Source organism: Microbacterium sp. T32, assembly GCF_001619615.1.
Classification (GTDB): domain Bacteria; phylum Actinomycetota; class Actinomycetes; order Actinomycetales; family Microbacteriaceae; genus Microbacterium.
In genome coordinates this window covers 16,828-28,430 of sequence record NZ_LQQP01000023.1, presented here as the reverse complement: position 1 = coordinate 28,430, position 11,603 = coordinate 16,828, and the positions used below count along the sequence as shown (strand labels likewise).

Annotated in this window: 6 protein-coding genes; 3 read left to right on the top strand and 3 right to left on the bottom strand. The window is 70.9% G+C overall.

From position 1 onward, the window contains the following. The first annotated feature begins 96 nt into the window (after window positions 1-96). The gene (locus tag AVW09_RS12385) at window positions 97-4,743 is read left to right on the top strand and encodes a family 43 glycosylhydrolase (protein WP_063258371.1); all 4,647 of its coding nucleotides are present in this window, start codon (window positions 97-99) and stop codon (window positions 4,741-4,743) included. 133 nt (window positions 4,744-4,876) lie between these two features. Here AVW09_RS12385 and AVW09_RS12380 read toward each other — a convergent pair whose 3' ends face one another. Further along, entirely contained in the window at window positions 4,877-6,313 is a 1,437-nt protein-coding gene (locus AVW09_RS12380; protein WP_231901849.1) for a CitMHS family transporter, read from the bottom strand. Window positions 6,314-6,562: 249 nt separating this feature from the next. On the opposite strand from AVW09_RS12380, the gene AVW09_RS12375 reads away from it, so the two are divergent. Together AVW09_RS12375 and AVW09_RS12370 are read left to right on the top strand one after the other, a co-directional pair. Beyond that, window positions 6,563-8,185 carry a sensor histidine kinase gene (locus AVW09_RS12375; RefSeq protein ID WP_231901836.1) on the top strand — a complete coding sequence of 541 codons (1,623 nt, stop codon included), beginning with the start codon at window positions 6,563-6,565 and terminating at the stop codon, window positions 8,183-8,185. Next, window positions 8,182-8,835 (top strand): response regulator, encoded by a 654-nt coding sequence (locus AVW09_RS12370; RefSeq protein ID WP_063258369.1) that lies wholly within the window; start codon window positions 8,182-8,184, stop codon window positions 8,833-8,835. Before AVW09_RS12375 ends, AVW09_RS12370 begins: the two co-directional genes overlap by 4 nt. Window positions 8,836-8,886: 51 nt before the next feature. Here the strand turns inward: AVW09_RS12370 and AVW09_RS12365 are convergent, their stop codons facing one another. After that, window positions 8,887-10,182, bottom strand: a complete 1,296-nt coding sequence (locus AVW09_RS12365) for an alpha-amylase family glycosyl hydrolase (protein WP_063258368.1) — start codon at window positions 10,180-10,182, stop codon at window positions 8,887-8,889. A gap of 129 nt (window positions 10,183-10,311) precedes the next feature. Next, the gene (locus tag AVW09_RS12360) at window positions 10,312-11,541 is read right to left on the bottom strand and encodes an ROK family protein (protein WP_063258367.1); all 1,230 of its coding nucleotides are present in this window, start codon (window positions 11,539-11,541) and stop codon (window positions 10,312-10,314) included. Window positions 11,542-11,603: the final 62 nt, after the last annotated feature.

Here is an 11,603-nt window from a genome sequence, read left to right as displayed (position 1 = left end):
CCTGGTCATGGCGGAGTGTGAGCGCTAACATCGCAGACAGTCGCCGCTGTCGACGACTCCATGCAATGTCGCATTCACGAGAGGATCAGCACCCCCGTGCCTACGCCCCACCGGACGGCGCTCCCCCGCCGTCTCCCATCCTGGACGCTTGCCGTCCCGGTCGTCGCCGCGCTGGTCGCGGCGCCGATCACGCTCCCGATAGCCGCAAATGCGGACACTCCCTCGACCGGCCTGGTCGTTTCCTACCCGCTCGACGAGACGTCGGGAACCGTCGTGCACGACGTCTCCGGCAACGGTCGGGATGCCACGTACGTCGGTGGACCCTCGCTCACCGGCACTGACGGTGTGCGGCTCGACGGTGTCGACGACTATGTGAGCGTTCCCAATGACATCCTCAAGGGGCTCTCGTCTGTGACGGTCAGCACGGACGTCCTCGTACGCCCGGAGCAGTCCGGCAACTACTTCATCTGGGGCCTCGGCAACACGACCGACTGGTACGGCAACGGTTACCTGTTCGCGACCGGAAATCCGGCACGCACGGGTATCGCCAGTGGGAACTGGACCACGGAGCAGGAGACTCGCGGCTCGGCCAACCTCGACCGCGGCGTCTGGAAGACCCTCACCTACACCCTCGACGCGGGGAGCAAGACCTCGCGCCTCTACATCGACGGCGTCAAGGTCGCCGAGAACACCAAGACGACGACCACCCCCGGATCGATCGGCAACGGGACGACCACGGCCAACTACCTCGGTCGCTCGAACTACACCCCCGACAAGCGACTCGCGGGCAGCCTTCGCGGGTTCCGCCTGTACGACCGGGCGCTGGCCGCGGACGAGGTGACGACGCTCGTCCCGACCGACGCGCAGCGTGTCGCACGCGACAAGGCCGCGCTGAGTCTCGGAGACCTCAGCGCCGTCACCGCGAACATCGCCCTGCCCACCACCGGCACGAACGGCGCGAGCATCTCCTGGTCGTCCTCCAACGCCGCGGTCGTATCCGCCACCGGCACCGTGACGCGCCCCGCGGCCGGACAGCCCGACGCGAAGGTCACGCTCACGGCGACGCTCACGCGCGGATCCGCCACGGAGACCGCGGCCTTCGCCGCGACGGTGCTGGCCGTTCCGGATGACGCCGGAGCAGCGCAGAAGGCCCTCGAGGGCATCACCGTCGTGAACGCGGACGACGCGCGCGGCAACCTGACCCTGCCGACGACCGCGAGCGGTCTGCCCGTGACATGGACGAGCTCGAACCCCGCCGTGGTCTCCACGACGGGTGTCGTCTCGCGCCAGGAGACCGACACGACGGTGACCCTCACGGCATCCGTCACGAAGGGCTCGACCACGAAGACCCGCGACATCGTCGTGACGGTCCGTAAGGCTGCCCACATCGGAGCCTTCGCGGGGTACACGTTCGCCTACTTCACCGGCAACACCATCGCCGGCGAGAACATCTACTTCGCGGCGAGCAACGGCAACAACGCCCTGTCCTGGACCGAGCTGAACGGCGGCAAGCCCGTCCTCACCTCGAAGTACGGCGAGAAGGGCCTGCGCGACCCGTTCATCATCCGCTCTCCCGAGGGCGACACGTTCTACCTGATCGCCACCGACCTCTCGATCGGCGGGGGCACGTCCTGGGACACCTCGCAGCGCCAGGGCTCGAAGTACATCGAGGTATGGGAGTCGCACGACCTCGTGAACTGGAGCGACCAGCGTCACGTCCGCGTCTCGCCCGACACCGCGGGCAACACCTGGGCGCCCGAGGCGTACTACGACGAGACCCTCGGCCAGTACGTCGTGTTCTGGGCGTCGAAGCTCTACGCGGAGAACGACCCGAACCACACCGCGGGCGTCGACAACAGCATGTTGTACGCCACCACGCGCGACTTCGTGACCTTCAGTGACACGAAGGTGTGGCAGGGCGGAATGTCGCGCATCGACTCCACCGTCATCAAGGCGAACGGCGTCTACCAGCGCTTCACCAAGGACGAGGGCGCCGGCACCACGGGGTGCAGCGACATCATCCAGGAGAGCTCGCCGGTCCTCACCGCTCCGCTGAAGGACTGGACGCAGGTCGCCTCCTGCATCGGCAAGAAGGCCGGCACGGGTGCGGTCGAGGGTCCGAGCATCTTCAAGTCCAACCCGGGCGACGTCAACGGCGACAAGTACTACCTGTTCGTCGACGAATACGGCGGCCGCGGCTACATCCCTCTCGCCACGACCGACATCGCGAACCCGAACTGGCAGGTCCCGGCGAGCTACAAGCTGCCGAGCAGCCCGCGCCACGGCACGGTCATGCCCGTGACCGCGGACGAGCTCGCCGCCCTGCGGAAGAACATCCCGACCGAGCCGACCGTGACCCCGGTCACGGCCAACGACAAGGGCGAGGTGCTGCGGTACGACTTCACCGACGGTTCGGGCGCAACGCTGCACGACCGCTCCGGTGCGGGGCGCGACGCGCAGATCCAGGGCGGCGCGACGTTCTCGGACGGGGCGCTCACCTTCGACGGCAGCAACGACTACGTCGATCTGCCCGACAACGTGCTGGCGGGGGTGACCGAGGTCACCGTCGACACCGAGGTGCGGATCGACCCGGCGCAGAAGAACCCGTACTTCCTGTACGGCTTCGGCAACACCGGCACCGACGGCAAGGGGAACGGCTACCTGTTCTCGACCGGCAACGGCCAGTATCGGGGCGCGATCACCACGGGCAACTGGACCGGGGAGCAGAACGCGTCCGCCGCCAGCGCTCTCCCGCGTGACCGCTGGGTGCACCTGACCTACACGTTGAGCGGAAACACCGCGCGGCTGTACCTGGACGGGCAGAAGGTCGCCGAGAACACCAACGTCACCGTTCGACCAGGCGACATCGGCAAGGGCGCGACCCTGGCGAACTACCTCGGCAAGTCCGTGTACAACGAGGACAACCTGTTCCGCGGCCAGATGCGGGAGTTCGCGCTCTACAACCGTGCGTTGAGCCCGGAGGAGATCGCCGCTCAGAACCCGGGCCTCCTGACCGGCATCGGTCTGCAGGATGCCGCTGCGCTCAAGGTCGCCCCGATCGTCGACGCCGACAACCGCACCGTGCTGTTCCCCGTCGTACCGGGAACCGACCTGTCGAAGCTGCGTCCGACGTTCACGACCGCACCCGGCACGACGGCCACCCCGGCGTCCGGAACGGTCCGCAATCTCAGCACGCCGGTGACGGTGACGCTGAAGACCGAGGGACAGTCCGACGTCGTGTGGACGTTCAAGGCGGTGGAGATGAAGAGCCCGGTCCTGCCGGGGCTGTACGCCGACCCGAACATCGCGGTGTTCGGCGACACGTACTACATCTACGCCACGACCGACGGCACTCCCGGCTGGGGTGGCAACACGTTCTACGTGTGGAAGTCGAAGAACCTCGTCGACTGGACGCGCTCGGACAAGCCGTTCCTGACGCTGGACGGCGCCAACGGCAACGTTCCGTGGGCCTCGGGTAACGCGTGGGCGCCGACGATCATCGAGAAGGGCGGGAAGTACTACTTCTACTTCAGCGGCCACAACCCGCAGGACAATCGCAAGGAGATCGGCGTCGCCGTGGCCGACAGCCCCGAGGGGCCGTTCACCGCGGAGGCGCAGCCGATGATCACGAACGGCGAGAGCGTCCACAGCGGACAGGCCATCGATCCGGCGGCGTTCCAGGACCCCCAGACGGGCAAGTATTACCTGTTCTGGGGGAACGGCAACCCTGTCTACGGCGAGCTGTCGGACGACATGAAGAGCATCAAGGCGGGCACGATCAAGCCGATCTCCGGGCTGAATGACTTCCGCGAGGGCTCGTTCGTGAACTACCGCGACGGTCTGTACCACCTGACGTACTCGATCGACGACACCGGTTCGGCCGACTACCGCGTCGGCTACGCCACGTCGACGAGCATCGACGGCCCGTGGACCTCCCGCGGCGTGATCCTGTCGAAGGATGCCTCGCAGGGCATCCTCGGCACGGGGCACAGCTCGATCATCAACGTGCCGGGCACCGACGAGTGGTACATCGCGTACCACCGGTTCGCGATCCCGGGCGGCGGCGGAACCAACCGCGAGACGACGATCGACCGTCTCGAGATCGGTGCGGACGGGCTCTTCCAGACCGTCAAGCCGACGCTCTCGAGCGTCGCACCGCGGGAGGTTCCGGACGACCCGGGCCCGACGCCGACGCCGACTCCCACGTCGACGGCCACGCCCACGCCGACGGCCACGCCGGAGCCGACCGCGACGCCGGAACCGACGGTCGAGCCCACGGCCACGCCGACGGGCGGCCCCACGGCGAGCCCGACGGCGACGCCGACCGGCCAGCCGACCTCGGCACCCGGCTCCACTCCGACGGTGTCCGTCTCGACGACGACGGTCGAGCGGGGCGGCATCGTGAAGGTGACGGTGACGGGGCTGCAACCCGGCGAGCAGGTCACGGCCGAACTGCGCAGCACCCCGATCCGCATCGCCGGCATCCCCGCCGCCGACGCCAGCGGCCGCGTCACGTTCGACGTGCAGATCCCCGGCAACCTCGCCGCGGGCAGCCACTCGATCGTGGTGTTCGGCGCGGACGGACGGACGATCGCCACCGTGCCGATCACGGTGGTCGCGGCCGGCCAGCTCGCGGCCACCGGGGCGCAGGCTCCGTTGGGGGCGGCACTGCTGGCATCCTTCCTGCTCGTTGCGGGAGGGGTGGTGTGGACCACGCGTCGCCCGCGCCGCACCGTGTCCTAGCGCTCTGAACCCAGAGGGCCCCGGATGCCATGGCATCCGGGGTCCTCTTCGTTCCCGCGTGAGGGGTCAAGAAGTGTCGCTTCGCGGGGCGCGAAGCGACACTTCTTGACCCCTCACGCCCGTGCGGAGCGGCTCAGCCGAGGAGCGGGACCGCCCCCACGAGCACGCCGACGGCGAGCATCACGAGCGAGACGATCGTCGCGCGCCACAGCACCTTCTTGTGGTGGTCGCCGAGGTTGACGCCGGCGAGCGAGACGAGCAGCAGGATCGCGGGCACCAGCGGGCTCTGCAGGTGGACCGGCTGACCGGTGATGGAGGCGCGGGCCATCTCGACCGGAGTGATGCCGTAATTCGCGGCGCTCTCGGCGAGCACCGGCAGGATGCCGAAGTAGAACGCGTCGTTCGACATGAAGAACGTGAACGGGATCGACAGCACGCCGGTGATGACGGCGAGGAACGGTCCGAGCGACGACGGAATGACCTGGGTGATCCAGTCGGCCATCGCGGTGACCATCCCGGTGCCGTTCAGCACGCCGACCAGAACGCCCGCGGCGAGGACCATCGAGACCACGCCGACGATGCTGGGCGCGTGGGCCACGATCTCGTCGGCCTGTCCGCGCAGCTTCGGGAAGTTGACGATGAGCGCGAGGGCCGCGCCGACCATGAACACGAACGCCAGCGGGAACAGGTCGAGCACGAGCAGCACCATCACGGCGATCGTGAGCGCCAGGTTGAACCAGATGAGCTTCGGGCGGAGCGTCGCGCGGTTCGGGTCGAGCATCGTGTCGGCCATCGCGGTGTCGGCCGCCTCGACGAGCTCGGGGGCGGCGACGGCGCCGCGTCCGCCGCGGACGGTCACGATGTTGCCGGTGCGCAGCGACGCGAGCGCGCCGGGCTTCGACTCGGCACCGCGGAACAGCTTCGGCGCACCCAGGCGGCCGAATCCGCCGGGGCCGTCGAGCTTCGAGGTGTCCACCGAGCCCGCGAGGCGCTTGCGCTCCGAGAGACCCAGGAACCACGCGAAGGCGAGCGCGACGACGAGACCGGCGAGCAGCGACGGGACCATCGGAACGAACACGTCGGTCGGCTGCAGGCCGAGGGCCGTGGCCGCGCGTACCGTGGGGCCGCCCCACGGCACGATGTTCAGCGTTCCGTTCATCAGGCCCGCGACGCACGTGAGGACCACCGGGCTCATGCCCAGGCGCAGGTACAGCGGCAGCATCGCCGAGGTCGTGATGATGAACGTCGTGGATCCGTCGCCGTCGAGCGACACCGCACCGGCGAGGATCGCCGTGCCGAGCACGATCTTGGCCGGGTCGTCGCCCAGGAAGCGCGTGATCACGCGGATGAGCGGATCGAACAGGCCGACGTCGATCATGATGCCGAAGTACATGATCGCGAAGAGCAGCAGGGCCGCGGTCGGCGCCATCTTGCCGATCGCGTCGATCACCATGTCGCCGAGGCCGAAGCCCGCTCCGGCTATGAGGCCGAAGACCGTGGGGACCACGATCAGCGCGACCATCGGGGTGAGCCGACGCGTCATGATCAGCGCCATGAACGACAGCACCATGAGGAAGCCGAGGGCCACGAGTACGCCGTCCGCGGGCGTGTACGCCACGGCGTAGTCGTCGGCCCGCGGCCGAGAGGATGTGGGGGGTCATCGCGACTCCTTCGTCGTGGATGCCGGCACGCTCCGCGCCGGGGAATGGGCCGAGGCTACGGAGCGCGGTGCCCCCGCGCGCGCTTGCTCGCATTGAGCGGCGTTGTGCGCGTAGCGTAGGTTCTGCGCATTTCGCGCACGACGGCGTCCGGAGGTGTCATGCGATTCGCCACCCGGATGCTCCTCGTGCAGATCGCCACGATGGTCGCGGTGGTGGCCGTGTGCACCGCGGTGTTCGCGGGACTCGGCATCCAGCAGCTCCGCGCCGAAGCCGATTCGTCCGCGCTCAACATCGCCCGGTCCGTGGCCGAGGCCCCGGAAGTTCGCGCGCTCGTCGCGGAGTATTCGGCCGACCCGGGAACTCCGGATGCCGCGTCCCTGCGCGGCGGCACGCTCGAGCGCTACGCCTCCGACGTCACCGCGCGGACCGAGGGCCTGTTCGTCGTGATCACCGACGACCATGGCATCCGTCTCGCGCATCCCGACCCCGACCGCCTCGGCGAGGTCGTGAGCACGAGCTTCGCCGACGCGCTCGCCGGGCGCGAGGTCGTGACGTGGGAGACCGGGACGCTCGGCGAATCCGCGCGCGCCAAAGTGCCGGTGTACCCGCCCGGGGGAGGCGACCCGGTCGGCGAGGTGAGCGTGGGGTTCGAGCGCGCGAGCGTGTTCGACGACCTCCCCGCGCTGCTGATCGGCATCGGCATCGCGGTGGTCGTGGCCGTGGGACTCGGCGTCGCGGTGGCGCTCCTCATGCGCCGACGCCTCGAACGGGTCACGCTCGGCGTGCAGCCCGAGGAGCTCGTCGCCCTCGTGCAGACGCAGACAGCCGTGCTGGAGAGCGCGGACGAGGGGGTCGTGGCCATCGACGACACCGGTGTCATCCGCGTGTGCACGACCACGGCCGAGACGCTCCTCGGGGTGACCGGTGCCGTCGGACGCCGGCTCGACGACCTGGGTTTGCCGGCCGCGGTCCTCGCCGCGCTCGCCGGATCCGGAGCCCCGACCGGGATGCCGATCGGCGACCGCATCGTCTTCGTCGACGTCGGGCCGGTCCGGCGCGGGCCGCGGGCGCTCGGCCGCGTCGCCGTGCTGCGCGACCGCACCGACGTCGTGGCGCTCACGGACCGTCTCGACAGCGTCCGCGCGCTCGGCGACGCGCTGCGCGTCCAGCGCCACGAGAACGCCAACCGCGTGCACGCCGCCGTCGGGCTGCTCGACGCGGGGCGCACCGCCGAGGCTCGGGAGTTCCTCGCCGACCTCGTGGACCGCGGCTCGGTCGACTGGGCCGTTCCCGGTCTCGACCTGGTCGGCGATGCGATGCTGCGCTCGTTCCTCGGCGCGAAGGGGCTTTCCGCGCGGGAGCGCGGGGTGGAGCTGCGGGTGAGCGACGACACGTGGCTGCCGTCGACCGTCGCCGACGTGGAGGACGTCGTCGCCGTGCTCGGCAACCTCGTCGACAACGCCGTGAGCGCCGCGGCATCCGGCGGCGAACCCCGCGAGGTCGAGGTCGCTGTGCTCGGCGACGGCGCCGACATCGTGCTGACGGTGGCCGACACCGGCGGCGGCATCGTCGACGTCGACGCCGCGTTCGCCCCGCGCGACCGAACCGACGACCCCGCCGCCGTGCACGGCCTGGGGGTCGGGCTGCCGTTGTCGAGGGAGTTCGCCCGGCGGCGCGGGGGAGACGTCTGGATCGTGGATGCCGGCGGGTCCGGCCGCGGCGCGGTGGTGGCGGCGCGACTGCCCGGCGTGCTGCATTCCGGAACGGAGCAGGAGAGATGACCGATATCCGTGTGCTCGTCGTCGACGACGACTTCCGGGTGGCGGGGCTCCACCGCGACGCCGTGGACGCGCGCCCGGGCTTCGCGGCGCTGGAACCCGCCCGCACCGTCGGCGAGGCGAGGGCGGCGGTCGCGGCACACGCTCCCGACCTCGTGCTCGCCGACGTGTATCTGCCGGACGGCGACGGGATCGAGCTCGTCCGATCGCTCGGGCTCGACGCCTTCGTGCTGTCGGCGGCGACGGATGCCGCGACCGTGCGGCGCGCGTTCACGGCCGGGGCGCTGGCGTTCCTGGTGAAGCCCTTCGACACGCGCGTCCTCGCCGAACGCCTCGACCGCTACGCGCGCTACCGCAACCTGCTCGCGACGCCGCGATCACTGACGCAGGACGACATCGACCGCGCCGCGGCGGTGATGCGGGGCGAGCGCGACGGCGCCTCGCTCGCCCGCTCGGCGACCGAGCAGACGATTCTCGCGGCGCTCGGCGACGACGAGGCGTCGGCGACGGAGGTCGCGGATCGCATCGGCGTCTCGCGCGCGACCGCGCAGCGGCATCTGACGACGCTGGCCGAGCGGGGCCTGGTCACGGTGGGCCTCCGCTACGGCTCGACGGGCCGCCCCGAGCACCGCTTCCGGGTTTCTGGCGCGTGAGGGGTCAATTTCTGTCGCTTCCATCCCGTTGAAGCGACAGAAATTGACCCCTCACGCGTGCGAGGACAGCACCGCCCAGCCGCGGGGCGGGACGTCGACCCGGGCGTCCCGCACGGACGCGTCGCCGGCGGACAGGGCCCGGGCGTCGGCGGCCGGCAGCGACGCGGGCGAGTCGCCGAGGTTCAGCGCGACGATGACCGCCTCGGCATCCACGGCCGTGCGCAGCACGAGGGTCTCGTTCGTGACCTCGACGACGTCGGTGCGGGCGCGCCAGAGCCACGGATGCCGTCGGCGCAGGGCGATGAGCGCGCGATGCGCGTCGAGGATGCGCTCATCGACGTCGGTCACGTCCGCCGGGGTCGCGGGGAACTCCGGACGCACCGCGTCGTCGCCGCCTTCGCGCTGCTCCTTGACGCCCGTCCAGCCGAACTCGTCGCCGGCGTACACCGACGGGGTGCCGCCCACCGTGAAGAGCACGGCGAGGGCGTGCGGGACGAACTCCGACCCCACGGCCGAGGCGATCCGCGTGACGTCGTGGTTGCCGACGAAGGTCTGTGGGACGAAGGTCGCGAGAAGCTCGTCGTGCCGCTCGATCGCGTGACGGAGCTCGAAGAAGTTGCCGTCGGCGATGCCGTGCCAGATGCCCTGCCACAGTTCGTACTGGGTCAGCGAGTCCATCGTCGACGCGTTCACGATCGCCGCCCCGTCGCCGTGGATCACCTCGCCGAGGAACCATGCCTCGGGGAATCGCTCGCGCACGCGGGGGAGCACGCGCGCCCAGAATTCCGGCGGCACGGCGTAGGCGGCATCCAGTCTCCAGCCGTCGATTCCGCGCGCGAGCCAGTGGCACATGACGTCGACCACGAGGTCGGCGGTGGCGTCGGAGGAGTGGTCGAGCGCGACGAGCGCGCCGTGCCCCTCGAACACCTCGGGCTCGAACCGGCCGTCGACCCACGCGCCGCGGAACAGCGCCGCATCCCCGCCCGCGAGGGCAGCCTGGAACGCGGGATGCCCGCGCCCCACGTGATTGAAGACGCCGTCGAACAGGACCCGGATGCCACGCCCCCGCGCCGCGGCCAGCAGCCGGTCGATGTCGCCGTCGTCGCCGAGCCGCGGGTCGACGCGGAAGTGATCGACGGTGTCGTACCCGTGGGTCTCGGATGCGAAGATCGGCCCCAGCAGCAGACCGTTCAGGCCGAGCTCGATGACGTGGTCGAGCCACGGCTCGATCCGCCCGAGCCGGTGCGAAGGTTCCGCGTCGGGGTCGATGCCGTCGCGGATCGGCGCCCCTACGAACCCCAGCGGGTACAGGTGCCACCAGAGAACGTGCGCGGGCCAGTCGGGCATGCCCCCGAGGCTATCCGCCGGCGCCCGTCCGGGCGACGGGTTGCGCCCCCGGGTGGGCGTGAGGGGTCAGTTTCTGTCGCTTCGGTTCGCTCGAAGCGACAAAAACTGACCCCTCACGCGCGCGCGGACTCAGGCCCGCGCGCGCTCGGCCGGCAGGGAAAAGGGCTCCAGGTCGATCGCGCGGGCGCGGGTCGCCTCGATCGCGGCGGCGACGGCGCCGGTCGAGACGATGTCGGCACCGAGCGGCGAGGCCACGATCTCGGGCGGCGGCAGGTGCAGCGCGGCGGGGAGGGTCTCGGTCGCGGCGGCGATGATCGGCCCCGCGCCGGCGGCGATCGCGCCCGAGATCACGACCCGGCGCACGTCGAAGAGGCTCCCGAGGAGCCCCGTCACGATCGCGAGCTGACCGCCGACCTCGGCCGCGACGGCCAGGGCCCCCGGGTCGCCGGAGGCGGCGAGGTCGAGGATGCGCTTGGCATCCAGGTCGTCCGGGGGAACGTCGGCCAAGGCGCTGCCGGACGGCAGGGTGCCCGCCGCGATCGCTGCGCGCGCGGCGTCGACGCACCGCGGCGCGAGGCCGTACGCACTGCCGACGCCCTCGACCCGGTCGAACGCCACCGTCTCACCGGCGCCGCCGTGCGCTCCGCGCAGCAGCCGCCCGTCGAGCCACAGCCCGGCGCCGAACCGCTCGCCGGCGAGCAGCGCCACGAAGTCGTCGTAGCCCACGGCGGCGCCCTGCGCGTGCTCGGCGACCGCGGCGAGCGAAGCGTCGTTCTCGACCCGGACGACCGGCGCCCACGACGCGAAGGTGTCGACGAAGTCGGGGTTCATCCGCTGCCAAAAGCCGTCGTGGTGCACGGGGGAGCGGCCCGCGCGGTCGACCGGGGCGGGCACGCCCACGCACACCGCCACGAGGGCGTCGCGCGAGGCGTGGGCGCGCGTCAGCGTCGCGTCGACGACCTTCTCGGCCGCGCGGCGCCGCCGCTCGGGGGAGTCGCGCTCGGGGTCGATCGACAAGCGCGAGGTGGCGATCGGGGCCCCGCGGAGGTCGGCGACCGTCGCGGTCACGTGCCCCCGGCCGGCATCCACTCCGACCACGAGCGCGGCGTCGGCGCGCAGCGCGAACCGGCGGGCGGGCCGCCCCTTGGAGTATTCGCCGACGGCGCGCGCGTTGGGCAGCTCCTCCAGCAGCCCGCGCGCGACGAGCTCGTCGAGGACGTCGATCGTCGTCGAGCGGGTCAGGGCGACCGCCGACATGACGTCGCTGGCGGTGAACACGTCGGTGTCCCACGCGTACGCCAGCACCGCGTCGAGACTGTGGCGCCGGAGTGATGGCAGCGAGCTTGTGGCATCCGTCATCGGTTCTTGACCCCTCTCGTGCCTGATGCAATACTGCCGTCAACACATTGATTTGGCGAGTA